The following is a 25,619-nucleotide window of genomic DNA, read 5'->3' as shown; positions in this document are numbered from 1 at the left end:
GAGGGGAGCTCAGAGGCGACGCTCGCGGCGGTAGAGCGAGCGTGCCCACGCGTAGCCGGCGACGCCGATCGCCACGGTCCAGCCGACGGCCTGCGCGACCACCGCGCCCTCGAGGCCCGCGCCGCCGGCGAGCAGCCCGCGCACGGTCTCGATGATCGGCGTGAACGGCTGGTACTCCGCGAACCAGCGCACCGCCGTCGGCATGGTCTCGACCGGCACGAACCCGCTCCCCAGGAACGGCAGCAGCAGCAGGATCATCGGGGTGTTGCTGGCCGTCTCCACGCTCCGAGCGTTCAGCCCCATCGCGACGCACAGCCAGCTGAGGGCGAGCCCCAGCAGCACGAACAGGCCAAGCAGCGCGAGCCAGTCGAGCGCGCCTGCGTCGGGACGGTAGCCCATCGCGAATGCCGCACCGAGCACCAGGACGAGCGCCGCCAGCGACTGGAGCACCGTGCCGAGCACCTGCCCGGAGAGCACGGACCCCGGCGCGATCGCCATGGTCTTGAACCGCGCCATGATCCCGCTCGCGGCGTCCATGGCGGCGCTGATGGCAACGGACTGTCCCGCGCCGACGATCGTGAGGATGAACAGCGTGGGCGTGATGTAGTCCAGGTACGCCGCCCGCCCGTCGGCACCGGGGGCGACCCCGGGCATGACGCCGGCGCCGAGGGCGCCGCCGAAGATGTACACGAACAGCACGAGCATCACCAGCGGCCCGGCGACGAGGAACATGGTGAGCCCCGGGTAGCGCACCGCGCGCAGGAGGTTGCGGCGCAGCATCGTGAGGACATCCGTCGCCGGGCGCGAGCGCACGGCGGCGGGAGCGGCGGTGGCGATGGCGGTCATCGGACGTTCTCCTTGGTGGTGGCGGGGCCGTTCTCGGTTTCGGTCTCGGTGGGCGGCTCGGTGAGGGCGAGGAACACGTCGTCGAGCGAGCCGGTGTCGTGCGCGGCCTTGAGCTCGGCGGGTGTGCCCTCGGCGACGATGCGGCCTTCGTTCAGGACGGCGACCGAGTCGGCGAGCTGGTCGGCCTCCTCGAGGTACTGCGTGGTGAGCAGGATCGTGGTGCCCGCGGCGACGAGCGTCCGCACCTCGTCCCACAGGACGCGGCGGCTGCGCGGGTCCAGGCCCGTCGTCGGCTCGTCGAGGAACACGACGGACGGCGCACCGACGAGCGTCATCGCGAGGTCGAGCTTGCGCTTCATGCCGCCGGAGAAGGTCGCCACGGGCTTGCGCGCGGCGTCGGCGAGGCCGAAGCGCTCGAGCAGCTCGGTGATCCGGCGGCGCCCCTCGGCGCGGCCGAGGTGATTGAGGTCGGCCATGAGCCGCAGGTTCTCGGTGGCGTTGAGCAGCTCGTCGACGGCGGTGATCTGGCCCGTCACGCCGATCGACGCGCGCACCGCCTCGGGCTCGCGGGCCACGTCGTGGCCGGCGACGCGGACCGTGCCCGCGTCGGCGGCGAGCAGGGTGGACATGACGCCGACGGCGGTGGTCTTGCCCGCCCCGTTGGGGCCCAGCAGGGCGGTCACGGTGCCGGCGGGCACGACCAGGTCGACGCCGTCGAGCACGATCTGCTCGCCTGCCTTCGACCGGTACGACTTACGCAGGCCGGCGACCTCGATCGCGGGACCGCGGACGGTGGTGGTCATGGGTTCTCCTTCGATGGTGGTGGGTCGGGCTCTGGGTCAGGCGTGCGGACGTCGGACGACGATGTCGCCGTAGCTGGAGCTGGCGCGAACCTCGGCGGTCCGGTCGCTCTCGTCGGGGCCCGCGGCGTCGTGCAGGAGGTTGCGGACCTTGCCGTGCTGCGCGGTGGCGTCGAGCCAGGCCGCGGTGCCCTCGGGCACCCCGATCTCGATCGCGCCGGTCGAGCTCTCGAGCTGGACCCGGCCGCTGGTGGCCTGCTCGATGCGGATGTTCCCGTGCGCGGTGCGAGCGGTGGTGTCACCGAGCGACCGGTCGATCGAGATGGGCCCGTGGGCGCCGTTCACGCGCAGGGTGCCGGTCGCCTCGCCGATCTCGGTCGGACCGTTCGGGTTCTTGATGCTGGCGTCCCCGGCGAGCTCGCGGATACGCACGCCGCCTGCGGTGACGACGATCTCGGTGGAGCCGAGGGCGCGTCCCACGACGACGGAGCCCGCGCTCGCGCGGAGGTCGAGCCTGCCGCCGACCTCGTCGATCCGTACGTCACCGGCGCGGCTCGTGAACGAGCAGGTTCCGAGCCGACCCTGGGCGAAGAGGGGGCCGAGCGCACCGCCCTGCACGGTGGAACCGGTCGGCAGCTCGATCGTGAGGTCGACGGAGGACTTGGTGAGGTACTTCCACCTGGTGCCCGTCTGCACGGTGAGGGTGCCGTCGTGGAAGTCGACGCGGGTGTCCTCGGCGGCCTTCACATCGCCGGACTTGCTCGGGTCGTTGGGGCGGACGGTGACCACGGTGTCGGAGCGATCGCTCGCGACGAGATTGACGGCGCCGACGGCGATGTCGACGGCGACGGTGATCGGCTCAGGGGTCGCGAAAGTAGGCATGGTGAGTCCTCGGGTTCTGGTGTCGGCCCCTGATTGCGGGGCGCGGGTGTGTGGTTCGGGGCGGTGGATCAGCGCACCCAGCCGGTCAGCCGACCGGAGGTGCTGGTGTTGCGCGCCGTCGCGCGGGATGGGGTGGCGGGCAGGAGCGCGGCCGCGACCGCGCGCACGAGCCACGTGTTGAGGGACACGCCCTCACGAGCTGCCGCCGCCTCGACCTGGGCCTTGAGCTGGTCGGGGAGACGGAGCGTGGTGCGGGACGTGCTGATGTCGTCGGGGTCGAGGGCCGTGGGCCGCGCGGGCTCCGCCGTCGGGGGCTCCGCGTCCTCGAATGCCGGGGCGGGGGCGGGGGTGACGACGAACTCCGGGTCGCGGCCACGGAGGCGCACGTCGACGGATCCCGGCGCGAGCTCGGCCGTGATCTCGTTCGCCGCGGTCGAGAGCGCCTCGAGCAGCACGAGTCGGACGGCGGCGTCGAGCGGGGCCGTCAGGCGGTCGGCGATCTCACGTGCCTCGTCCCCGCCGGCAGCGGCTGCGGTGCCGAGCTGGTTCTGCAGCTCGTCGACATATCTTGTCAGGTCCATGACACCACTATGACACCATTGGGGTGTCAATGCAAGAGATTGGGCGTCATACTGGTGGCGTGGTGGTGTCAATCTGGCGCAGGGTAGATGAATGCGCAGGTCACAGCCTTCTGTGGCCCCTGCGGGCGAGCGTGGCGATGCGCCACGGTGAAGCACTTCCGGGAGAGCCGGGGCGGGATGACACCACCGGCAGCCACGGCGACACCACCGGTGGTGTGGCGAGGCCCCGCGAATCTGGCCTGGCGGCCGACCCTCCTGCTACCGGGATCGGTCGGGTCGGCGGTGGCCCGCCGCGTCGGTTGCCGGATCGTGCCACACGAACAGCAGCCCGTCGCGTTCGCGAGTGGTCCACGCGCGGGTGGGCGTCGGGCGCGGGGTTCCGCCCGTGCACCGGCCGTCTCCGTCCCAGCGCCAGTGGTGGATGGGGCAGTCGATCGTGTCTCCGGTGACGACTCCGTGACCGAGGTCGCCGCCCATGTGCGGACATCGGGCGGCGAGAACCTTGATCTCACCGCTGCGGTCGGCGAAGGCCACCAGCCTGGTGCCGAACGCCTCGACGGAGTGCGGCTTGCCGTCGCGGAAGTCCTCGGCCACGCCGAGCCGGTGCCATCCGCGGCTGAAGCGGGCCTGCACCTCGTCGGTTCCGTCGACGGCGGTCACGGTCGGTCCCCTCTCGTTCGGGCTAGGCGCCCGCCGCCGGTGCATCGTCACGGCGGCGGGCCCGGCGACCCTCGCAGGGTGGTGGCCGTGAGGCAAGGGGGAGGGACCACTGGGCGGGCGGTTCAGCCCAGGCGGCGCTCGAACGCCTGCGTCGCCTTCGCAGTGGCGATGTCCACGGTGTAGACCCGGACGGTGACGGCGTCCGCGGCGAGGTCCATCACCATGAAACCGACGTCGGTGAAGTTCTGGAACAGATTCCTGCGGCCGACCTGCGGGCCGGCCTTGCCGTGGTTGTTCTTCGCCGCGGCCCCGGAGACGATCTGCCGGGTGCCCTTGGACTCGATGGTCGGTTCGAGGATCTGCAGCGAGTGGTCGTGCCCGGAGAGGATGAACTGGCAGCGGCCGACCACGTGCTCCTCGAAGAACCGCTTCGCGTGCACACCGTTCATGGGCTCGAGCGGGATCCCGTCGTACGCGCCCGCGTCGCCGTGGGAGCCGTTGTTCAGGTAGGGGTGATGGGCGCAGGCGACCTTCCACTTCGCGGTCGACGAGGCGATCGCCGCGTCGAGCCACGCCCGCTGTTCGTTCATGAACTGTCCGTCGGGAGCCCAGTACGGGGCGAGCACCGGCGGGAGATAGGCGGCGAGCGGGTTGAGGTCGAGGACGAAGAACTCGACGACTGGGTTCTGCTCGGGCACGCGCACCGAGTAGTACCGGCTGGGCATCCACCACCGCCGGGAGCGGTGGTGGTAGTCGACCTCGTCATCGCCGCGCAGCAGCCAGCCCCCGTCGCCGGGAAAGATGGCGCTGTTGTCGTGATTGCCCAGCGCCATCACCCAGGGGAAGTCGAGCCCGTGGTTCGGGTCCTCGAACTTCGAGGCGAACTGGACGTCCTGATCGCCGTTGGGGCCGAGTTCGTAGATGTTGTCGCCGAGCCCGAGCGCCATCGAGAGGGGCTCGCGGCGATGGAGATCGCGGATCGCGTCGGCCACCGCCCACTGCGCCCGCGTGCCGGTTCCGGCGTCACCGGTGACCAGCACCCGCAGCGCGGACTCGGTGGGGAAGGCGAACTTTCCCGTCCCGGCCGGGGCCGGGACGGCCGCTGCGGGCGCCGACGACATCGCGGTGAGCGGGACGGTCGCCCCCGCGGCGGCAGCGCCGGCGAGGAACCGGCGTCGGTTGATTCCGTCGAACTCCATCAGCATGTCCTCGTTCGTCTCGTCGATGCGCGCACCGACTAGAGCAAACCCGAACGTGGACAGCTGTTCAACTCTGGGGGCCGGGAATCACCGAGTGTTCACGCGGAATTCGGTCGACGGCAGAAGAACGCAGCTCGGGTGCCGTGACCGCAGGGTCACGACACCCGAGCTGCGTGATGTCAGGCGCTTTCGCGCTCCCGCTCCGCAACCAGGTTCAGCGCGATGTCGACGATCATGTCCTCCTGGCCGCCGACCAGCTTGCGCTTGCCCGCCTCGAGCAGCAGGGTGCGCACGTCGATGCCGTAGCGGGCCGATGCCGTCTCCGCGTGCCGCAGGAAGCTCGAGTACACACCGGCATAGCCGAGGGTCAGGGTCTCGCGGTCCACCCGCACCGGCCGGTCCTGCAGCGGACGGACGATGTCGTCGGCCGCGTCCTGCAGGGCGAACACGTCGCAGCCGTGCTTCCACTCGTACAGGTCGGCGACCGCGATGAACGGCTCGATCGGGCAGTTGCCCGCGCCGGCACCGTGCCCGGCGAGGGACGCGTCGACACGGTAGACGCCCTCCTCGACCGCGACGACGCTGTTCGCCACCGACAGCGAGAGGTTCTCGTGGGCATGGATGCCGATCTCGGTGCCCTCGTTGAGGACCTCCTTGTAGGCGCGGACCCGCTCGCGGACCCCGCCCATGGTCAGGCGTCCGCCCGAGTCGGTGACGTAGACGCAGTGCGCGCCGTACGACTCCATCAGTTTGGCCTGCTTCGCGAGCTCCTCCGCGGGCGCCATGTGGCTCATCATCAGGAAGCCCGAGACGTCCATGCCGATCTCGCGGGCGGTCTCGATGTGCTGCGCGGAGACGTCGGCCTCGGTGCAGTGCGTCGCGATGCGCACCGACCGCACACCCAGCTTGTAGGCGTGCTTGAGCTCCTCGATGGTGCCGACGCCGGGCAGCAGCAGCGTGGTCAGCCGAGCGTTCTTGATGGAGTCCGCCGCGGCCTCGATCCACTCCCAGTCGGTGTTCGAGCCGGGACCGTAGTTCACCGACCCGCCGGCGAGACCGTCACCGTGCGCGACCTCGATGGCGTCGACACCCGCGGCGTCGAGGGCGGTCACGATGCGCTTGACGTCCTCCGGCGAGATCCGGTGGCGCACCGCGTGCATGCCGTCCCGGAGGGTGACGTCCTGGACGAAGATGGTGGGGTTGGTGCTCATCGGGTGGCTTCCTTCTTCTGTGCGATCCGCTCCGCGATCTGCTGTCCGGCGGAGGTCATGATGTCGAGGTTGCCGGCGTAGGCGGGCAGGTAGTGTCCGGCGCCCTCGACCTCGAGGAAGATCGACACCTGGTGGGTCGGGCGGTTGCCGTCGACGACCAGCGTCTCGACCGGCTGGTCGGCGGGGATCTCGGTGATCTGGACCTGCTGCTTGAGCCGGTAGCCGGGCACGTAGGCCGAGACGTCGCCGACCATCTTCTCGATGGACTGGCGGATCTCGTCGTGGGTGGCCGGGTCCGGCGCGTCGACGAGGCAGAAGACCGTGTCGCGCATGATCAGCGGCGGCTCGGCGGGGTTGAGGATGATGATGGCCTTGCCGCGCTTGGCGCCGCCGACCGACACGATCGCCCCGGACGTGGTCTCGGTGAACTCGTCGATGTTGGCGCGGGTGCCGGGGCCCGCCGACTTCGACGCGATCGACGCGACGATCTCGGCGTAGGCCACCGGGACAACCCGGGAGACGGCCGCGACCATCGGGATGGTGGCCTGGCCACCACACGTCACCATGTTCACGTTCGGGGCGTCGAGGTGGTCGTCGCCGTTGACCGCGGGGATCACGAACGGGCCGATGGCGGCCGGGGTGAGGTCGATCATGCGCTTGCCGAGCGGGCGCAGACGCGCATCGTTCGCGACGTGCGCCTTGGCCGACGTGGCGTCGAAGACGATCTCGATCTCGTCGAAGTTCGGCAGCGCGACGAGGCCCTCGACACCCTCCGCGGTGATCGGCACGCCGAGCTTCGCCGCCCGTGCCAGACCGTCGGAGGCGGGGTCGATGCCGACCATCGCGCCCATCTCCAGGTACTCCGAATGGTTGAGCACCTTGATCATCAGATCGGTGCCGATGTTGCCCGATCCGATGATCGCGACCTTGACTTTGCTCATGCTTCCTTCTCTCCCACGAAACGGGCGGTCACGGTGCCGAGACCGGACACGGTGACGGTGACGGTGTTGCCGGCGGCGACGGTCGCCATCGGGCCGAGGGCGCCGGACAGGATCACCTGACCGGCGAGCAGCGGCTGGCCGAGGTCGCGGGCCGTGCGGGCGAGCCACACCACGGCCTCGATCGGGTCGCCGAGGCAGGCGGCGCCGTTGCCGGAGGAGACCTCCTGGCCGTCGACGGCCATCGACATGACGACGTCGACCGGTGTGACCTCGTCGAGGGTGCGGCGCTCGGTCCCGAGGACGTACACGCCGGACGAGGCGTTGTCGGCGACGGTGTCGCCGAAGCGGATGTCCCAGTTCTCGATGCGGCTGTCGCAGATCTCCAGCGCGGCGACGGCGTACTCGATCGCGCCGCGGACCTGCGCCGCGTCCAGCGGGCCGTCGACCAGGTCGGCGGCGAGCACGAACGCGACCTCGCCCTCGATCTTGGGCTGGATCAGCCGGCTCATCGGGATGTCGCCGCCGTTGGGGTACTCCATGTCGGCGAACAGCACGCCGAGGTCCGGCTGGTCGACGCCGAGCTGCTGCTGGACCGCCTTCGACGTCAGGCCGATCTTGCGGCCCACGACGGTGGCGCCTGCCTCCTCTCGGAGGGCGTTGACGCGGTTCTGCACCGCGTACGCGGCGACGAGGTCGTCGCTGCCGATCAGGTCCCTGATCGGCGCGCAGGGCACACCCGCGGCCGCGGCGGACACGAGACGGTCCGCCGCAGTGACGGTGTCGGCCTCTCGCGCCGGAACTGAGTTCGTGGGTTGATTCATGCCACCACTGTGTCGGCCGGCGGCTCCCTGAACCAGGATGGCGTCTCACTCAGCGATACACTGTTTCGGTGGCGGAGACGGCGGACCTCGATACCGTGCTCGGCAAAGCGGTGACCATCCTGCGTGCCTTCCGAGCAGACGACCAGGTGCTCACCCTCGCCGAACTCGTCCGTCGCACGGGTCTGCACAAGGCGACCGTTCATCGACTCGCGGGCGACCTCGTCGCGAACCGACTGCTCGACCGTCTCGACGGTGGCTACCGACTGAGCGGAGGCCTGTTCGAGCTGGGGATGCGGGCATCGCTCGAACGGAGCCTGCTCGAGGTGGCGATGCCGTTTCTGCAGGACCTGTGCGAGCGCACTCACGAGACCGTGCACCTCGGCGTGCGGGAGGGCCACGACGTCGTGTACATCGCGAAGATCGGCGGCCACCACCAGGCGAAGTCCCCTTCCCGTGCCGGCGGACGGATACCCCTGTACTGCACCGCGATCGGGAAAGTGCTCCTCGCCCATGCCGCTCCGGAGGTCCAGCGGGAAGTGTTGTCGACGCCGATGGCCCGGCGCACCGCGCACACCGTGGTCGCGCCCGGGCTGTTGCGCCGTCAGCTGACGCGGGTGCTGGAGACCGGGGTGGCCTTCGAGCACGAGGAATCCGCGCTCGGCATCACCTGCGTGGCCGTGCCGGTTCTCGGGCAGGGGGACGAGCCGCTTGCGGCCATCAGCGTCACCGGGCCGACCGGCCGTTTTCGCCCGGAGAGTCAGGTCGGTGCCGTGCGGGCAGCGGCCGCGGGACTGGGCAGCACCCTGGCCCGCCGGGAGCGGCTCCGGTAGCACGGCGGGGCGCCGGTGTGCGGGACGAAGAGTCGAGTCGACCGCCTCGGCGGTGCCCGCATGTGGATCGCCGCAAAAGAAATTTCGTGAGCGTGTCGATCCGGCGCCTTCCCCGTTCGACCTATGGATGAGAGGGTCCGAGAGGGACCCGGACACATAGGGAGACAACCATGAAGTTCATGCTGGTCATGCGCGCCACCGACGAGGCCTTCGCGGGAATGATGGACACCGACTTCGACGAGATGTTGGAGACCATGGGGAAGTACAACGACGAGATGATCCGGGCCGGCGTGTTGCTTGCCGCGGAGGGCCTCGACGACTCCGCCGAGGGCGTGGTCGTGGACTTCTCCTCCGAGCCGCCGGTGGTCACCGACGGTCCGTATGGCGAGACCAAGGAGCTGTTCGGCGGTTTCTACATCCTCAACGTGGCCTCGAAGGAGGAGGCCATCGAGTGGGCCAAGCGCTCGCCCATCACCGGCCCGGGCTTCAAGACCGAGATCCGTCGGGTCACCACGATCGACGAATTCCCGCAGGACAACGAGTGGATCCAGAAGGAGCGGGCGTGGCGCGAGGCCACCGGCCAGCTCTGACCGGGCGAACGGCGATGGCCGATCCCACGGGTCGTGAGGCCGTCGCCGCCGTCTGGCGAATCGAGTCCGCGCGGATCGTCGGTGCGCTCGCGCGGTACACCGGCGACTTCGCGCTCGCCGAGGACCTCGCCCAGGAGGCGCTGGCCGAGGCGCTCGTGGCCTGGCCGCGCGAGGGCGTTCCCCGCAACCCCGCGGGGTGGCTGCTCACCGTCGGCCGTCGCCGCGCGATCGACGCGTTTCGCCGGCGCTCCGCCCTCGACGAGCGGTACGCCTCCCTCGCGCGCGACCTTGACGAGGGAGGCGCCGTCTCCGGGAGTGGGCCCGCCGACCCGGCTCGGGAGGCCGAGGACGTGCTGTGGGATCCGGACCAGATCGATGACGACGTGCTCGCGTTGATGTTCATCTCCTGTCACCCCGTGCTGTCGCGGGAGGCGAGGGTGGCGCTCACCCTGCGGGTGGTCGGCGGTCTGACCAGCGACGAGATCGCCAAGGCGTTCCTGGTCCCGACCGCGACGGTGCAGGCCCGGATCACCAGGGCGAAGAAGACCCTGGGGGCGGCCCGGGTGCCGTTCGAGGTGCCGACGGCCCGGGAGCGCGCCGAACGGCTCGGCTCGGTACTCGGCGTGGTCTACCTGATCTTCACCGAGGGGTCCTCGGCCAGCTCGGGTGGCGATCTCATCCGGCTGGACCTCGCGAGCGAGGCGCAGCGCCTCGCCCGGGTGCTGGCCCGGCTCGTACCGGAGGAGCCCGAGGCCCACGGCCTGCTGGCGCTGCTCGAGCTGACCGCGGCGCGCTTCCCCGCCCGCACCGGTCCGGACGGCGAGCCGGTGCTGCTCGAGCATCAGGACCGGCGCCGCTGGGATCGCGCCGCGATCCTGCGGGGACGAGCGGCCCTGGCCCGTGCGGGACGGGTCGGCCGGGGCCTGGGCGCCTACGGCCTGCAGGCGGCGATCGCCGAATGCCATGCCGTCGCAACGTCGGTCGAGGAGACGAACTGGGAGCGCATCGTGCTCATCTACGAGGCGCTCGGCCGGCTCGCACCGTCGCCGGTCGTCGACCTCAACCGGGCGGTGGCGGTCTCCATGGCCCAGGGACCGGCCGCTGCGCTGCCGATCGTGGACGGGCTGGCGGCGGCCGGGGAGCTGTCGAACTCGCATCTGCTGCCGACCGTTCGCGGGGAGCTGCTCACCCGCATGGGACGCACCGACGAGGCGCGCACCGAACTGGGGCTCGCGGTTCGGTTGTGTGCCAATGAGCGCGAGCGCGCGGTGTTGGAACGTAAGCTCGCCGCCCTCACCTGACGACTCGGGGGTGGCGGTCGGGAATGCGGTGCCAGCTCAACCCGCAGAATGGTTCTGTGAAACCGGCTGGCGGTCTAGTCTGAGGTATGGCCGAGGCGGGACCGGCGGCGGGCACAGTGGACGGTGGGGTGCGCAGCATCGCCCGGGCGGTCGACGTGCTCCGATTGTTCGACGTCGATCATCCGAGTCGCACGTTGCGCGAGATCGTGGCGCTGACCGACCTGCCGAAGACCACGGCGGTGCGGGTCCTGGCGACCCTGGACGGGCTCGGCCTCATCGTCGATCGGCGCGATTCCAGCTACAGCCCGGGCGCCGGCTTCCTCCGCTGGGTGGATCTCGCGCGGTCGCTGTGGGAAGTCGGTGCGGATGCCCGGCGCGTCATGGCCCGCCTGGTCGACGCGTGCGGTGAAACGGTCAACGTCTACGTTCGCCAAAACCTCAGCAGGGTCTCGATCGCGCAGGTCGAAGGAACCGCCACCGTGCGCAGCGTGGTGAGGACCGGCGTCCCCTACCCGCTCGAGACCGGCGCTGCCGCCAAGGTGCTCCTCGGCGGAGCGCCCGAGGCGGTCCTGCGTCAACTCTCCGAACGTCGCCCGGACCTCGACGCCGACTCGCTTCGCCGCGACGTGGCGGCCATCCGGGCAGCGGGGTACGCGGTGACCCATGGTGATCGCGAACTCGGCGCGTCGGCCGTCGCGGCACCGATCCTGTCGGCCGACGGACGCGTGCTGGCGGCGCTGTCCGTCGGCGGTCCCACCTCGCGCTTCACCGCCGATCGGGTGGGCCGCTATGTCGAGGCGGTCACCGGGGCCGCGGCAGAGATCAGCAGCGTCGGCCTGGGAAGTGTGGAGGCGTTCCTGTGAACGAAAGGCGCGAGCACGACATCGAGAACGTCGATCCTCAGGCGGGCGTCGGATTGCTCGCGGGCATCCGCGTCCTGGACATGACGAACGTCCTCGCGGGGCCGTTCGCCGGCTATCAGCTCGCGCTCATGGGTGCCGACGTCATCAAGATCGAGGCGCCCGGCACCGGTGATCTCGCCCGCAGGCTCGGCGACAGCGCCGAGTTGAGCAGCGAGGGCCTCGGGACGTCCTTCCTGGCGCAGAACTGCGGAAAGCGTTCTGTCACGGTCAACCTCAAGACCGCCGGCGGCAAGGAGGTGTTCGAGAAGTTGGTGGCCGGTGCCGACGTCTTGCTCGAGAACTTCCGGCCCGGGGTGCTCGAGCGGCTCGGATTCGGTTGGGACCGACTGCGTTCCATCAATCCCCGTCTGGTGTACTGCGCGGTCTCCGGATTCGGCGCCGACGGGCCCATGCGGACCAGGCCCGCCTACGACCAGGTCGTTCAGGGACTGTCGGGCATCATGTCCGTCACCGGCACTCGCGACACCGCGCCCCTGCGGGTCGGCTACCCGGTGTGCGACAGCTTCGGCGGCCTTGCCGCGGCGTTCGCCGTGTCCTCGGCGCTGGTGCGCCGGCAACGCACCGGACAGGGGGCCTTCCTCGACACCTCGATGCTCGACGCCGCCCTCAGCTCGATGGGATGGGTGGTCTCCGACCACCTCATCGCCGGTCGGGAACCGGCCCCCATGGGGAACGAGAACATCACCTCGGCGCCGTCCGGCACGTTCCGCACCGCCGATGGCGCCCTCAACATCGCCGCGAACAAGCAGGAACAATTCGAGATCCTGTGCCGAATCCTCGCGCGCCCCGAACTCGTCGACGATCCGCGCTTCGCCACCCGCGAAGACCGCAAGCGCAACAGGGACGTGCTGCGTGCGGAACTCGAAACATCCCTCAAGGCGAGAACCGCCGCGGAATGGGACGAGATCTTCCTGGGCGGCGGTGTCCCCGCAGCCCCCGTGGTCTCGGTGCCCCAAGCTCTTCGTTCGGAGCAGATCGCGGGTCGCGGACTCGTGGCCACCGTCGAGTCCCCGGCCGCAGGCGGCGGCACCGTCAGGGTTCTCGGACTTCCCACCCATGTCGACGGACACGCGGTGTCGCCCACGTCGCGCGCGCCGAAGCTGGGGGAGCACACCGAGGAAGTCCTCGCCGAGGCCGGCTTCGGTCGGTCCGAGATCGATCGTCTCCGTGAGGATCACGCGATATGAGCGGCGCACGCGACGACGCGCTGTCGCACACCAGCACCCGTGAGGTCGTCGACTGGTGGTCCACCGCGGTCAGCGACATCGAGCCGGGCGTCATCCGTCTGCGGGGCTATCCCGTCGAGCAGCTCATCGACGGGGTCGGATTCGTCGACACGATCTGGCTCATGGTGCGGGGCGACCTCCCGACGCGTGCGCAGGCCTCGCTGCTCGAGAAGGCCCTGGTGTCCGCGGTCGATCACGGGCCACAGGCTCCGTCGATCGCCGCGGCCCGTATGGCCGCGACCTGCGGTGTGGGGCTGCAGGGCGCCATGTCCACCGGGGTGGGATTGCTCGGCGACAGCCACGGCGGCGCCGGGCAACAGTGCATGGAGGTCCTCGACGGCATCCGCCGGAACACCCTCGGCGGTGCGGACCTGGAGCGGGCCGTGCGACGGACCCTCGACGAGTTCCGTTCCGGCGATCGCCACGTGCCCGGTTTCGGGCACCGCTTCCACCCGCGTGACCCCCGCCGTGACCCCCTGCTCGCCGCGGTGCAGCGTCACGTCGACCTCGGCACGGTTCCCGGACACCATCTGGCCATCGCCGTAGAGGTCGAACATCAACTCGCGCAAGGACATACCCGACCCGTGCCGATGAACATCGACGGGGCCACCGCGGTCATCTACGCCGAGCTCGGATTCGCGCCGGAACTGGCCCGCGGCCTGTTCATCCTGTCCCGATCGGTCGGGATCCTGGCACACTCCTGGGAAGAGCACGAGGGCGGGCGCCGCATCAAAGGGCCGATGCCGCCCCCTCTGCTCGCCGCCTACACCGGCCCGGGTGAACGGGCAGTGGATCGAGGCCAGGATGCCGAACACCCTGCGCCGCTGGGTGAATAGCACCTGACTCCGGTGAACGCGAAGAAGGCGTCCGTCAACTCGAGACCGCGCGCAGCCCGCAGGGGGCGGCGGCCCATCAGGGAGTCGAGCGCCGCGGCGGTGGCGGTGTCGGCGGGGAGATGGACGACCAGACGCACGTAACGAGTCGCTATGTAATAGTGAAGTATGAGACTCGGTGCCGCACCGCGATGAAGGTCGACGTGCAGTTGGACGGCCGACTCGAGGACGCGGCCGCGCGGGCGCGTGAGCTCGTTTCGCTCGGCGCGGACGGGCTGTTCACATTCGAGGGACCCCACGACGTGTTCGTACCGCTCGTCGCGGCGTCGGGCGTGGTCGAGGCGGACCTGATGACGAACGTGGCCATCGCGCTGCCCCGCAGCCCCATGCATCTGGCCCACATCGCCAACGATCTACAGACCCTGAGCCGCGGACGGTTCCGGCTGGGCCTCGGCTCACAGATCAGGCCGCACATCGAGCGCCGGTACGGTGCACAGTGGTCGAGGCCCGCCGCCCGCATGCGCGAGACGGTGCTCGCGATCAAGGCGATATTCGCCGCGTGGGAGGGCCGGGCACCGCTCAGGTTCGAGGGCGAGTTCACCACGCACACCCTGATGCCCCCCACGTTCAACCCGGGCCCCAATCCGTATGGGACTCCGGAGATCTGCCTCGGGGCGCTGGGCCCGCTGATGACGCGGGCGGCCGCCGAGGTCGCCGACGGCCTGCTCGTCATGCCCTTCAACAGCGCCAGGCACTTCCGGGAACGGACCCTGCCTGCGATCGAGGAGGGCCTCGAGCTCGGCGGACGTGCACGATCGGACCTCGCGATCTACCCCCAGGTCATCGTGGCGACCGGCCGCACCCCGGAGGAGCTGGACGCGGCGGCGCGGGGAGTGCGGGGCCTGCTCGCGTTCTACGGCTCCACCCCGGCGTATCGGCCGGTGCTGGAGGTCGAGGGGTGGGCGGACGTGCAGCCGGAACTCAACGTGCTGTCCAAGCGCGGCGAGTTCGCCGCGATGGCGGAGCTGATCGACGGCGACATGATGGCCACCCTCGCGGTGCACGGCACCCCCGAGCAGTGCGCGGCGGAGATCGTTGCTCGATTCGGCGACCACGCGGACCGTGTGTGCTGCTACTTCCCGGGCTACCCGGTGTCGGACAGCCATGTCGCCGAGTTGATCTCGGCGGTGAAGGCGGCGCGGCCGTGAGCGGGGTGTCCGTGGAGGTGGACCGGGGAGTCGCGGTGGTGACTCCCGATCGGCCCAGCTGACCACCCCGAGCACACGGCGGTCCCGACCGCACCCGCGGACAGGACCGCCGCAATACCGGGTCGGATGGATCAGAGGGATGCGGCTCGTACCACCCGAACCAGATCCTCGACCGCACGAGCACAGTCGTTCCGCGTGTATCGGAGGCGGGCGGTGACCTCCGGGGTGACCTCATAGGCGAGGGTGTTGCCGCGGCCCTGGACGATGAACGCGTCGGGCAGCAGCGGGTGTTCCTCGTCGCGCTCGTCGATGACCCGATGTCCGCCCGCGGCATCCACGAGCATCTGGAAGAACTCGCGGAAGGACAGATTCTGGTCTCCGACAAGGTATGCCGCGCCCGGCTCGGCATTGTCCAGGGCACCCCCGATGGCCTCCGCCAACGAACGAGCGGACATGTAGTTCGTCCCGCCGGCGGGGGCGAAGTCGGGAATTCCGGGCTCGTCTCCCGCCGCCCACGAGATCATCCGGCGATAGCGCTTGGCGGACGCACCGGGGACGGCGCCGATGATGGAGGGGGGATTCAGGGTGGAGATGTTGAAGGACTCGTCGGCGAGGGCGCGGGCACCCTCGTCGGCGGCCTGCCGGGCGGCCACGTACGGGTTGCCGGCGGCCAGGTCCGGGCGGAGCTGGTGATAGTAGCTCCCGATCTGGACGAAACGAGGAACACCGGCCTCCTTGGCGAGGGCCGCGAATCGCGGGACGCCTACGCTCTGCGTTGCCTCCCAGAACGGGCCGTCGTCCACGCCGGCGCCCTTGTGCCGTACGTCCTGGCCGGCGGCGAAGACGATGCCGTCGAACCCCGACAGCTGCTCGAGCGTGAAGGACGGGACCGTGTAGTCGCCGACCAACACCGGGAAGTCTGCGACCGGCGAGTCATCGGCGATCGGACCGCGGGCGGCCAGGGTGACGTCGTTGCCCCGATCGCGCAAATGGAGGGCGGCGTGGGCGCCGATCATGCCGGTGCCCCCGATGATCAGAATCTTCACTGCAATGGACCTTTCGAAGTTGAACCGATGAATCGAGCGACGGAACGTCAGGGGTTGCGGGGGCGGTTGGTCCAGCCGCCGCCGGCGCGCGGCACCCAGCCCCCGGCGGCATGGGTGCCGCCGTCGACGTGGATGGTGCCGCCGGTGACGAAGCGGGACAGGTCGGAGGCCAGGAACAGCGCGGCGCCCGCGACATCCTCGGGCTGACCGGGACCTCCGAGGGGGGACCAGTTGGGCCACAGCGGCAGATCCTCGGCGGGCACGATGTCGTCGTAGGGCACCTGTGCCGAGTCGATGAGGTCCGGGGCGACCGCGTTGACCCGGATGCCCGCCGGTCCCACCTCGGCCGCGAGCGAGCGGGTGAACTGCATCAGCGCCGCCTTGTACGCCGAGTAGACCGTGTGGCCGGGAATGGACCGGTGCGCCTCCACGGTGGTGAGGTTGATGATCGAGCCGCCGCGTCCACGCCCGGTCATCCCCGGCAGCAGCGCGTGTGTCAGGCGCAGAGCGTGGCCGAGGTTGACCTCGTGGAGCCGGGACCACTGCTCGGTGGTGTCCGCGGTGAAGGGTTGCGGCGGACGCAGGAAGTGACCGACGTTGTTGACCAGGATGTCGGGCCGGTGTTCGAGCAGCGCGGGGTGCACCTGCTGCGCGCAGACATCGGCCTCGATCGCGTGCAGGTGCCCGCCCGCGGCGGGGTCGTAGTCGAGGGCCCCGACGGGGTCGATGTCGACCACGAGGACGTGGGCGCCGTGCGCGGCGAAGCTGCGCGCGATGGCGGCGCCGATACCGGCGGCGCCGCCGGTGACGACGGCGCGCCGTCCGGTCAGCATCGCGCCAGGGGTGAAAGCCGCTCGGTGTGACATGCCCTCATCTCACACCGGGCGTCCGCCCTCGACCACGAAGAATTCTCGATGAGTGAGAAGTCCCTGGTCCGGCTCGCCGGACACGTGGCCGAGACGGTGGGTCCGCTGCTCGGCGATGCCTCCCCTGAGCACGGAAAGCGTGGCGGGGCAAGGTGGTGGACCGCTGACCGGGAGGCTTTTTCGCCTGGCGCGTGCCGCTTTTGGGGCCGACGCCGCGGTGTCGCGCATTTGACAGAATGGGTGCCGTACCCGGATAGGAGCCCTATGCAAACCGAAGATATCGCCGGTATGCGGCCGCCCGCGGGGATGAACGCCGCCGATCCGTCGTACGCGGCGCGCCTGACTTTGATACTCGGCGCGTTCGATGGGCCCTCGTCGCACCTGCGAGCGGAGGATGTCGTGGCCAGGACGAGGCTGCCCCGATCGACCACACATCGCATCCTGGAACAACTGGCCCAGCTGCACTGGCTCACGCGCACGGGCCGGCTCTATCGCCTCGGGTGTCGGGCGCTCGCGTTGAGCGGACACGGTGGACGTGACGATCTGCGAGCGGCGGCCGCGCCTCATCTCCACGACCTGCACATGACGACCAAGCTCATCGCGCACCTCGCCGTGCTCGAGGGAACCGACCTCGTGTATCTGGACAAGGTCGGCGGGCGTTGCGCGCCGGCGATCCACACCCGCGTCGGGGGACGGGTCCCCGCGCATCGGACGCCGGAGGGCAAAGCGGTGCTCGCGACGCTGCCGATCGAGAAGGTCGATGCGCTCTACGGCGGGCGGGGAGATCAGGGGGTCGATCTCGGCGCTCTGCACGAGGAGCTCTTCACGATCCGTCGCCGTCATGGGTTGTCGCTGATGTTCGGGCACCACGAACACCGCGAGTCGGCGGTGAGCATGGCCGTTCGAGACGGTGAGGGCGAGCCGGTGTACATGGCCTGCCTTTCCCTTCGCGGGCATGTCGACCCGGACCGCCTGAACTCTCTCGCCCCGGCCCTCACGCTCGCCGTGCGGCGGATCAGGGAGACCCTCGGGTAGCGCAATCGGGTTTGGATTCGCCTCACTCTTGACCGAATCCAGAACGATGCGCCATTGTATTGAGGTGCCCTCCACGAGGGAATACGCAGCGCATTTGCGCACGGCCGAGCTTCGCGTGACCCGTCCCCGGGCCACGGTGCTGGAGGCCGTGCACCGGCACCCGCACGCCGACACGAAGACGATTCTCGGAGCCGTGCGCGCCGTCCTGCCCGAGGTCTCCCGCCAGACGGTGTACGACGTGCTGCAGGCACTCAGCGACGCGGGCCTGGTGCGGCGGATCCAGCCGGCAGGCACCGCCGCCAGGTACGAGGCCCGCGTCGGCGACAACCACCACCACTTCGTCTGCCGTACCTGCGGTGTCATCGCCGACGTCGACTGTGCGGTCGGCGCGGCCCCTTGCCTGACCGCGCCCGGCGACAGCGGTTTCGTCGTCGAGGAGGCCGAGGTCACCTACTGGGGATCGTGCCGTGACTGCTCGGCAGCACAGGTTTCGCGACCAGGTTCGCGATCGCAGTCCGATTCACCCACTCCCGGAAGGAAGGACCGTCGTGTCCAACAGTGAAAGCGAATGCCCGGCAATGGGCTCCCCGACCCCGCAGGAGCACCGGCCCAGGACCAACCGGGACTGGTGGCCGAATCAGCTGGACCTGCAGGTTCTCCATCAGCACTCGCCGCTGTCCAACCCCATGGGCGAGGACTTCGACTACCCGGCGGAGTTCGCGACGCTCGATGTGGACGCGCTGAAACGGGACGTCATCGAGCTGATGACGGCGTCGCAGGACTGGTGGCCCGCCGATTTCGGACACTACGGGCCGCTGTTCATCCGGATGAGCTGGCACGCGGCGGGCACCTACCGCATCGCGGACGGCCGTGGCGGTGGTGGCGAGGGCGCCCAACGCTTCGCCCCCCTCAACAGTTGGCCCGACAACGCGAGCCTCGACAAGGCGCGGCGGTTGCTCTGGCCGGTCAAGCAGAAGTACGGCCGGAAGCTCTCCTGGGCGGATCTCCTCATCTTCGCCGGCAACTGCGCCTACGAATCGATGGGGTTCGAGACGTTCGGCTTCGGTTTCGGCCGCGAGGACATCTGGGAGCCCGACGAGGTGTTCTGGGGCCCGGAGGACACCTGGCTCGGCGACGAGCGCTACACCGGCGACCGGGAGCTCACCGGCCCGTTCGGTGCCGTGCAGATGGGCCTGATCTACGTGAATCCGGAAGGGCCCAACGGGAACCCGGACCCGCTCGCCGCGGCCGTCGACATCCGCGAGACCTTCCGCCGGATGGCGATGAACGACGTCGAGACCGCCGCACTGATCGTCGGCGGCCACACCGTCGGCAAGACCCACGGCGCGGGACCGGCCGACCTCGTCGGGCCCGAGCCCGAGGCCGCGCCGATCGAGCAGCAGGGCCTCGGCTGGAAGAGCTCCTTCGGCACCGGCGTCGGTGGGGACGCGATCACCAGCGGCCTCGAGGGCACCTGGACGCCCACCCCGATCAGGTGGGACAACAGCTTCCTCGAGACCCTGTACGGCTACGAGTGGGAGAAGACCAAGAGCCCGGCCGGGGCGTGGCAGTACATTCCCAAGGACGGCGGCGGGGCGGGCACCGTCCGCGACGCCCACGATCCGTCGAAGTCCCACAGCCCGGTGATGCTGACGACGGACCTGTCGCTGCGGCTCGACCCGGTCTACGGGCCCATCACCCGTCGCTGGCTGGACCACCCCGAGGAGCTCGCCGAGGAGTTCGCCAAGGCCTGGTACAAGCTGCTGCACCGCGACATGGGGCCGGTCTCGCGCTATCTCGGCCCGTGGGTTGCGGAGCCGCAGCTGTGGCAGGACCCCGTCCCCGACGTCGATCACGACCTGGTCGGGCCGGACGAGATCGCCGCGCTCAAGGCCACGGTCCTGGGCTCGGGGCTGTCCATTCCCCGGCTGGTCGGTGTGGCATGGGCGTCGGCTGCCTCTTTCCGCGGCACCGACAATCGCGGCGGTGCCAACGGGGCGCGGATTCGTCTTGCCCCGCAGAAGGACTGGGATTCCAACGACCCGGCCGGGCTGGCGGAGTCGCTGCAGACCCTCGAACGGATCCGGGATGACTTCAACGGTGGTCGCTCCGATGGCAAGAGGATCTCGCTGGCCGACCTGATCGTCCTGGCGGGTTGCGCGGCGGTGGAGCAGGCGGCGCGCGGCGCCGGGCACGACGTCACGGTCCCGTTCAGCCCGGGCCGCACCGACGCCGCCCAGGAGCAGACCGACGTGGAGGCGTTCGCGGTGCTCGAGCCCAGGGCCGACGGGTTCCGCAACTACCTGCGCGCCGGGGAGAAACTGCCCGCCGAGCGGCTGCTGCTGGACAAGGCGAACCTGCTGACGTTGACCGCTCCGGAGATGACGGTTCTCATCGGTGGGATGCGCGCACTGAACGCCAACGCGGGGCAGTCCGCGCACGGCGTCCTCACCGACCGGCCCGAGACGTTGACCACCGACTTCTTCGTGAACCTGCTCGACATGGGCACGGAGTGGAAGGCATCGGCGGCGGCCGAGAACGTCTACGAGGGCCGCGCTCGCGGCACGGATGAGGTCAAGTGGACGGCCACCACCGTCGACCTCGTCTTCGGTTCGAACTCGCAGTTGCGGGCGCTCGCCGAGGTCTACGCGAGCGACGACGCGCAGCCGAAGTTCGTGGCGGACTTCGTCTCCGCGTGGGACAAGGTGATGAACCTGGACCGGTTCGACCTCGCCTGACGGACCAGGCCGCCTCGGATCGCGGCCCCGATTTCGGGGTCGTGGTCCGGGGCGGTGCTCGGGTGGCGTCTCAGCAGGCGAGGGGTAGTTGACTGCGGTTGTGGGCGGGGACCGGTCTTCGTTGGACGTCGATCCAGTACGGGGGAACGAAGTACGGGTGTCCGTTCTCGCCGATGAAGACTTCCCATTCACCCTTGTAGATGAGCGTGTGATGGAAACGGCAGAGCAGCACCAGATTTGAGAGCTTGGTCGCTCCTCCTAAGGGCCAGTGACGGATGGGGGCACCGCCCTGCACGAAGTGCTTGGGGGAGGGTGGCCGTCGGTCCAGGCGGCTGGGCGACCGCACCCCGGGAAGGCGCAACCGCAATCGCGGGCGTCGAGGGCGCGGCGAAGCCGGCGGGGGATGGTTCGGGTGGTGTGTCCGACGTCGAGAGGGTTGCCATCCTCGTCCATCGCTATCGGGGTGATCGACGCGTCGCAGGAGAGCAGGTTCGCCAGGCGGGTGCTGATCGGTCCTAGCCAAGGCATCGCCCCCAAGGACTTCGTCCAGGGGGGACCCCCAGCCGGCCCACTCCGGATGAAGGAGCGCTCGTCAGGTCCGGCCGCGTCGGTGGCGACGCCACCTCTGGCGTTGCCGGACTCGATCTCGTCCTCGTCGCGGGTCCCGGGCTCTTCGTCGCTGTGCACGGAGCTGCCATCGCGATCGTTGTCGCCGTGTGTCTTTCGGGTCGCGTTCGCGAGGTCTCCGAGACCGACGATGACCGTCATGTGGGGCTTCTCCCCGCCTTCGCCGGGTGCGTCGCCGCTGTCGAGGTAGTGGCGGATGATGTCGGCGAAGGCGTCGGCTCGGCGTTGCGGTGCGGAACGCTGGTCGGGTTCGGGATCGCCGGTGACGTTGTTGCGGCCGGGCTGCGGCTTCGACAACGCCGAGAGCGCGGTCATGAGTTGTTCGCCGGTGGTCTTGTCGAAGTGGCCCTTGACGCGGACCCGTCCGCCTGCCGTGCGGGAGGCGAAGAACTCGTTGAGTCTGTCGTTTTCGTCATCCGGCGGTAGGGCGCCGTCCGGCTTGAGCATGTTCGTCAGCGCGGCAGCGCGCTTGGTGGTGTCCTCGGCATTCTCGCGGGCCGCGTGGGCGAGCAGATGGTCGGTGCACTGGCGGGTGCATTCGGCGGCAGGGTCGTCGAATACACCACCGTCGGCGCTGTTTCGGATGTCGGCGGTGTAGTCGGGGATCTTCTCGAGTAGGTCGATGATCGTCCGCGCCTGCTGCAGGTCTATGTCACCGGCGTCGAAAGCCCGGCCGACGTCAGGGAATCGTTCGAGGCAGTTTCCGACCGACAGGATTCGCTTGGCGTGGGCGTTGACCAGCTTCGAGGATCCGGCCAGCCAGGCCTGCGCGGACGAGGCCCCGATTCTGTCGAGGGCCGACCGGGTGATCACTTCCCGCGACAGGCGGGTGCGCAGTGCCTCGAGTTGTCGCATTCGTTTGGACAGCTCCGGTACGAGTGCGAGGAGTTCCCGCTCATCGAGCTGCCAGGCCGCCACTCCTCGGGGGTCGGCGATCATCTCGGCGAGATCCATGACCGAATTCTACTCGAACGTGTGTTCGATGAAAAGGCCCGTCTCGCCGTGATTGCCGGACACTCACCGGCCGTCTCAGCCCTGTCGTCGGAGGTAGCGCAGTGCTGCCTGGGCGGCGTTGTAGCCGCTCATGCCGTGCGCGCCTGCGCCGGGAGGGGTGGATGCGGAGCACAGGTAGGTGCCCGGGATGCCGGTGCCGTACGGGTCGAGGGCGATGCGCGGGCGCAGGACCACCTGAGTCTCGGTGTTGGCGCCGCCGATGATGTCGCCGCCGACATAGTTGGGGTTCGAGGCCGCGAGCCGCGCAGGCCCGCTGCTCACCGTCGCGACGATGCGATCGCGGAACCCGGGAGCGAACCGTTCGACCTGTGCGACGACCGCCTCGGTGGCGTCGCCTGTATATCCGTGCGGGACATGGGCGTACGCGTACAGCGGGTGCAGGCTCCCGTTCGAACGGCCGGGGTCGGCGAGGTACTGCTGTCCGATGAGGACGAAGGGCCGCGTCGGCATCCGGCCCGCTGCGACGGCGCGTTCGACGTCGGCGATCTCGTCGAAACCGCCACCGAGATGGACGGTCCCGGCGCGCCCGCAGTCGGGGTTCGCCCACGGCACACCGCCTTCGATGGCGAAGTCGACCTTGAACGCCGCGGGCCCGTGCCGGTATCGGCGGTACGCCCTGGCGACCCGCGACGGCAGCCGGTCGCCGAGTATGTCGAGTGCGACGGAGGGGGCCAGGTCGAGCAGGACGATGTCGGCGGGTGGGATGTCCCGGCAGCTGCGGACCCGCGTCCCCGTCGAGATCGTGCCTCCCAGATCGGTCAGCATGGCGGCCAGTGCGTTCGCGATGGACTGCGAGCCTCCCGCGGCCACCGGCCAGCCGTATCGGTGACCCGCCGCGGTGATCATCAACCCGACCGCCGAGGTCGCGGGGCGATCGAGCCGGTAGTAGGTGTGGGCGGCGACACCGCCGAACAGCGCGCGGCCCTTGTCGGTGCGCCACCAGCGAGCGAGCGCGGTCGCCGGCAGCAGTGCCCGGGGTCCGAAGCTCATGAGCTTGAGCGGATGTCGCGGAAGGTTGGTGATCGGTCGCATCAGGTCGGCCGCGAGGTCGTCGAAACCGTCGGTGAGCCCGCCGAACATGCGCCGCCACCGGGGACCGTCCTCACCGAGGCCTGCGGCCGTCGTGTCGACCGAGCGGTGCAGGAGTCCGGCCTCGCCGCTGTCGAGGGGATGCGCGCAGTCGATGTCCGGCCACCGCCAGCTGAGTCCGTACCGCCCGAGGTCCAGGGTCCGCAGGTACGGCGACCCCGCGCCCATCGGATGTATGGCGGAGCACTCGTCGTGGAGCAGCCCGGGAACGGTCAGTTCCGCGGAGCGGGTGCCGCCCCCGATGGTGTCGCCGGCCTCGAGTACCTGGACCTCGACGCCGTGGCGGGCCAGGTGGACCGCGGCGGCGAGCCCGTTGGGCCCGCTGCCGACGACGACCGCGGTGCTCACGGGAGTACCGGGCTCTCGGCGGAACTGCTGTTCGCGGGCGTCGTCGGCTCCTCCGCGTCGTGCGGGTCGGGGACGGTCCGGCCCGCTTCCCCTCCAGTGTCCACCCACCCCGCGCCCGGATCCGTCAGCGCGGGGCGTCGCCCGTGGTTGTGCGGAGAGAAGCGTCCAGGGAACTCATGAGCTGCGCAACGCGGTCCCTACCAGTTGGCGCCATGGGATACCGGCTGAGGACATCAGTCAACGTGGGCGTGCCGCGTTGCCGAGCCTGCTCGATCAGCTTGTTCCCGACGTCGGGATCGTCGCCTGCGTTCAACTCACCGATGCGCGCTGCACTTGCAGCAGCGCGCAAGATGTGACTGACCTGGTGGGATTTGGCGATCGGGTGGAGGTAGGCGGCAGACGCTGCATCGCCGGCGGCACGTGCAGCGAGACGTGCAGCCTCGGTGGGTGCCTCCTTCGCGGCTCGGTGTGCGTCCATCGAAGTCACGCGCTGCAGCTGGGTCCTTCTCGCACCGTTGACGAACTCCCACGCAGCATCGATGGCTGCGCGGGGCCGAGGATCATCGGGACTCGCGGCCTCGAACACCGGTAGGACTTCCTGAGCGCTTTCCGCCACGTAGGCCGCGACAGCTCGAAGTTCCTCGATGGTCAGCTCGAAGTCGCCGGACACAGTCGTCATGACCCGAGCTTCGCACTGATTCTCACCCCGCGGCGGCGGGTGTGGATGAACCGGAGTCGATGAGAGATGGTGGTTCCATGAGATTTGAGCGACTTCGGATGTCCGAACTGGGGTCGGATTCGGTCTCCGTGCTGCGGATCATCTCCTACTTCGACGAGCTGGGTGAGTCGGCCGCGAACGCAGACACGGTGGTCCGGTCTGCGGCGCTGCTCGCCGAGTGCCCCGTCGGTGCCCGGTGGGGGTCGGGAACCGTCATCAGGTACGGCGCACTGGGGGATCCGCTCGACGACGATCGGCGCGAGGCGCCGATCCGGCAGGACCTCGAGGTGTGGCTCGAACGCGCGGGCGGGGAGCATCCCCTGGATTCGGTCCTGATGGATCGATTGCGGCACACCCTGAGGGTGGCCGCGGTGCGGCCGGGTGCGGTGGCCGGGCCGCGGATGGGGGATCCGGCACTGCTCGAGGTGGTGCTCTCGGGGAAGGAGCGGCGAGAGGACCGCATTCGCGCCGTGGAGCTGCTGGGATTGGACCCCACTCAGAACGTTCGCGTGCTCGCGGTGTCCGCGACCGCCAACAGCTCCGCGGCGGAACTGATCTCGCGATCGTGTCCCGGACGGATCGTGCGGTCGGTCGCGGTCGGGAACCTCACCGCGATGCTGGTGCAGGAGGACCTCGACAGCCGGCGGCTCGCCGACGGCCTCCACGAGGCGATCGTTGCCGCGTACCCGTCCGGGCCGGGGGCCGGCCGCGACCGCGGTCCGTGGGTGGGGATCGGCGAACGCATGAGCATCTACGCGGCACCGGCGTCGTGGGACCAGGCGCGGCGTGCGCTGCGCTTCGCCTCCTCGACCGTGTTCGGTCGACGGGCGGTGGCATTCGGGTTCCTCGGCTCGCTCGAACTCCTGGCCGAGATCCCTCTCGAGCGCCTGCTCAACGACCGGGACGTGGCGCGGCTCAACGCATTTGCGGTCACGGAGACCGGTGCGCAGGACGTTACGACGTTGGAGGCGTTCTGCGTGTTCGGCTCGCTCCGGCGGACCGCGACGGAGCTGCACGTGCACCACAGCACGGTCGCCTCGAGGCTGGCGCACATCGAGAAGGAGATGGGCTGGGACCTCGAGCGGTCGACGGACCGGTTCATGGCGACCCTGGCATTGATGCTCCGCAGGATGTCGCTGTCCTCGGCGGAGCTGGCGGCGTCCGAGGCGTTTCTGCACCCCTGACGGACCATCCGACGGGAGTCGGGCCGGGTCTCCCGATCTGCCGACGGGCGTCGGATGACACCCGGGTGTGGCGTGGATCACGATGTGTGACGAAGTGTGATC

24 protein-coding genes and 1 pseudogene are annotated in these 25,619 nt (G+C 69.9%); 11 read left to right on the top strand and 14 right to left on the bottom strand.

The window, feature by feature from the left end:
- Positions 1-9: 9 nt before the first annotated feature.
- From ACFQS9_RS01765 to ACFQS9_RS01725, 9 genes and pseudogenes are all read right to left on the bottom strand, one after another.
- Positions 10-846: an ABC transporter permease gene (locus tag ACFQS9_RS01765; protein ID WP_378400943.1), complete on the bottom strand. Its 837-nt coding sequence runs from the start codon at positions 844-846 to the stop codon at positions 10-12.
- Positions 843-1,649: an ABC transporter ATP-binding protein gene (locus tag ACFQS9_RS01760; RefSeq protein ID WP_378400941.1), complete on the bottom strand. Its 807-nt coding sequence runs from the start codon at positions 1,647-1,649 to the stop codon at positions 843-845. Before ACFQS9_RS01760 ends, ACFQS9_RS01765 begins: the two co-directional genes overlap by 4 nt.
- 36 nt (positions 1,650-1,685) lie before the next feature.
- Positions 1,686-2,528 carry a DUF4097 family beta strand repeat-containing protein gene (locus ACFQS9_RS01755; RefSeq protein WP_378400939.1) on the bottom strand — a complete coding sequence of 281 codons (843 nt, stop codon included), beginning with the start codon at positions 2,526-2,528 and terminating at the stop codon, positions 1,686-1,688.
- A gap of 68 nt (positions 2,529-2,596) precedes the next feature.
- Complete coding sequence (locus ACFQS9_RS01750) at positions 2,597-3,109, bottom strand: toxin-antitoxin system HicB family antitoxin (protein WP_378400938.1); 513 nt, start codon at positions 3,107-3,109, stop codon at positions 2,597-2,599.
- A 306-nt stretch (positions 3,110-3,415) separates the two neighbouring features.
- Positions 3,416-3,814, bottom strand: a pseudogene (locus tag ACFQS9_RS01745) (Rieske 2Fe-2S domain-containing protein); the annotation flags it as partial.
- 77 nt (positions 3,815-3,891) lie between these two features.
- Complete coding sequence (locus ACFQS9_RS01740; RefSeq protein ID WP_378400936.1) at positions 3,892-4,968, bottom strand: metallophosphoesterase; 1,077 nt, start codon at positions 4,966-4,968, stop codon at positions 3,892-3,894.
- Between the two features lie 179 nt (positions 4,969-5,147).
- Positions 5,148-6,179, bottom strand: a complete 1,032-nt coding sequence (dmpG, locus tag ACFQS9_RS01735; RefSeq protein ID WP_378400935.1) for a 4-hydroxy-2-oxovalerate aldolase — start codon at positions 6,177-6,179, stop codon at positions 5,148-5,150.
- Complete coding sequence (locus ACFQS9_RS01730; RefSeq protein ID WP_378400933.1) at positions 6,176-7,120, bottom strand: acetaldehyde dehydrogenase (acetylating); 945 nt, start codon at positions 7,118-7,120, stop codon at positions 6,176-6,178. Before ACFQS9_RS01730 ends, dmpG begins: the two co-directional genes overlap by 4 nt.
- Positions 7,117-7,941 (bottom strand): 2-keto-4-pentenoate hydratase, encoded by an 825-nt coding sequence (locus tag ACFQS9_RS01725; protein WP_378400931.1) that lies wholly within the window; start codon positions 7,939-7,941, stop codon positions 7,117-7,119. The genes ACFQS9_RS01730 and ACFQS9_RS01725 overlap by 4 nt, the downstream gene beginning before the upstream one ends.
- Before the next feature lie 68 nt (positions 7,942-8,009).
- Between ACFQS9_RS01725 and ACFQS9_RS01720 the strand changes: the two genes are divergently transcribed.
- The 7 genes from ACFQS9_RS01720 to ACFQS9_RS01690 all read left to right on the top strand — a co-directional run bounded on the left by ACFQS9_RS01720 (position 8,010) and on the right by ACFQS9_RS01690 (position 14,852).
- Complete coding sequence (locus ACFQS9_RS01720) at positions 8,010-8,771, top strand: IclR family transcriptional regulator (protein WP_378400929.1); 762 nt, start codon at positions 8,010-8,012, stop codon at positions 8,769-8,771.
- A gap of 170 nt (positions 8,772-8,941) precedes the next feature.
- Positions 8,942-9,361, top strand: coding sequence for a YciI family protein (locus ACFQS9_RS01715; protein ID WP_378400927.1), 420 nt, complete (start codon positions 8,942-8,944; stop codon positions 9,359-9,361).
- Between the two features lie 14 nt (positions 9,362-9,375).
- On the top strand, positions 9,376-10,662 hold the full coding sequence (locus ACFQS9_RS01710; RefSeq protein WP_378400925.1) for an RNA polymerase sigma factor: 1,287 nt from the start codon (positions 9,376-9,378) through the stop codon (positions 10,660-10,662).
- 86 nt (positions 10,663-10,748) lie between these two features.
- Positions 10,749-11,525, top strand: coding sequence for an IclR family transcriptional regulator (locus ACFQS9_RS01705; RefSeq protein ID WP_378400923.1), 777 nt, complete (start codon positions 10,749-10,751; stop codon positions 11,523-11,525).
- Positions 11,522-12,772, top strand: coding sequence for a CaiB/BaiF CoA transferase family protein (locus ACFQS9_RS01700; protein WP_378400921.1), 1,251 nt, complete (start codon positions 11,522-11,524; stop codon positions 12,770-12,772). Before ACFQS9_RS01705 ends, ACFQS9_RS01700 begins: the two co-directional genes overlap by 4 nt.
- On the top strand, positions 12,769-13,647 hold the full coding sequence (locus ACFQS9_RS01695) for a citryl-CoA lyase (protein ID WP_378400920.1): 879 nt from the start codon (positions 12,769-12,771) through the stop codon (positions 13,645-13,647). Before ACFQS9_RS01700 ends, ACFQS9_RS01695 begins: the two co-directional genes overlap by 4 nt.
- 188 nt (positions 13,648-13,835) lie before the next feature.
- Positions 13,836-14,852 (top strand): TIGR03617 family F420-dependent LLM class oxidoreductase, encoded by a 1,017-nt coding sequence (locus tag ACFQS9_RS01690; RefSeq protein ID WP_378401589.1) that lies wholly within the window; start codon positions 13,836-13,838, stop codon positions 14,850-14,852.
- 131 nt (positions 14,853-14,983) lie between these two features.
- Here the strand turns inward: ACFQS9_RS01690 and ACFQS9_RS01685 are convergent, their stop codons facing one another.
- Positions 14,984-15,898 carry an NAD-dependent epimerase/dehydratase family protein gene (locus tag ACFQS9_RS01685; protein ID WP_378400917.1) on the bottom strand — a complete coding sequence of 305 codons (915 nt, stop codon included), beginning with the start codon at positions 15,896-15,898 and terminating at the stop codon, positions 14,984-14,986.
- A 47-nt stretch (positions 15,899-15,945) separates the two neighbouring features.
- Positions 15,946-16,764, bottom strand: coding sequence for an SDR family NAD(P)-dependent oxidoreductase (locus ACFQS9_RS01680; protein ID WP_378400916.1), 819 nt, complete (start codon positions 16,762-16,764; stop codon positions 15,946-15,948).
- Positions 16,765-17,028: 264 nt separating this feature from the next.
- Here ACFQS9_RS01680 and ACFQS9_RS01675 point away from each other — a divergent pair, with 264 nt between their 5' ends.
- From ACFQS9_RS01675 to katG, 3 genes are read left to right on the top strand one after another with little or no spacing between them, the layout of a single operon-like run.
- Positions 17,029-17,799, top strand: a complete 771-nt coding sequence (locus ACFQS9_RS01675) for an IclR family transcriptional regulator (protein WP_378400914.1) — start codon at positions 17,029-17,031, stop codon at positions 17,797-17,799.
- A 46-nt stretch (positions 17,800-17,845) separates the two neighbouring features.
- The gene (locus ACFQS9_RS01670) at positions 17,846-18,361 is read left to right on the top strand and encodes a Fur family transcriptional regulator (RefSeq protein ID WP_378400912.1); all 516 of its coding nucleotides are present in this window, start codon (positions 17,846-17,848) and stop codon (positions 18,359-18,361) included.
- A 16-nt stretch (positions 18,362-18,377) separates the two neighbouring features.
- The gene (gene katG / locus ACFQS9_RS01665; protein WP_378401587.1) at positions 18,378-20,537 is read left to right on the top strand and encodes a catalase/peroxidase HPI; all 2,160 of its coding nucleotides are present in this window, start codon (positions 18,378-18,380) and stop codon (positions 20,535-20,537) included.
- A 258-nt stretch (positions 20,538-20,795) separates the two neighbouring features.
- On the opposite strand, the gene ACFQS9_RS01660 is transcribed toward katG, so the two are convergent.
- From ACFQS9_RS01660 to ACFQS9_RS01650, 3 genes are all read right to left on the bottom strand, one after another.
- Positions 20,796-22,118: a DUF222 domain-containing protein gene (locus ACFQS9_RS01660; RefSeq protein ID WP_378400910.1), complete on the bottom strand. Its 1,323-nt coding sequence runs from the start codon at positions 22,116-22,118 to the stop codon at positions 20,796-20,798.
- A gap of 75 nt (positions 22,119-22,193) precedes the next feature.
- Positions 22,194-23,615 carry a phytoene desaturase family protein gene (locus ACFQS9_RS01655; protein WP_378400908.1) on the bottom strand — a complete coding sequence of 474 codons (1,422 nt, stop codon included), beginning with the start codon at positions 23,613-23,615 and terminating at the stop codon, positions 22,194-22,196.
- 124 nt (positions 23,616-23,739) lie between these two features.
- The gene (locus ACFQS9_RS01650) at positions 23,740-24,294 is read right to left on the bottom strand and encodes a putative immunity protein (RefSeq protein WP_378400906.1); all 555 of its coding nucleotides are present in this window, start codon (positions 24,292-24,294) and stop codon (positions 23,740-23,742) included.
- Positions 24,295-24,371: 77 nt separating this feature from the next.
- Between ACFQS9_RS01650 and ACFQS9_RS01645 the strand changes: the two genes are divergently transcribed.
- Positions 24,372-25,517 carry a PucR family transcriptional regulator gene (locus ACFQS9_RS01645; protein WP_378400904.1) on the top strand — a complete coding sequence of 382 codons (1,146 nt, stop codon included), beginning with the start codon at positions 24,372-24,374 and terminating at the stop codon, positions 25,515-25,517.
- The last annotated feature ends 102 nt before the right edge of the window (positions 25,518-25,619 follow it).

Source organism: Rhodococcus daqingensis (assembly GCF_042665615.1).
GTDB lineage: Bacteria > Actinomycetota > Actinomycetes > Mycobacteriales > Mycobacteriaceae > Rhodococcus_G > Rhodococcus_G daqingensis.
The sequence above is the reverse complement of the archived record's forward strand: the minus strand, read 5'-3'. Positions and strand labels throughout refer to the sequence as shown.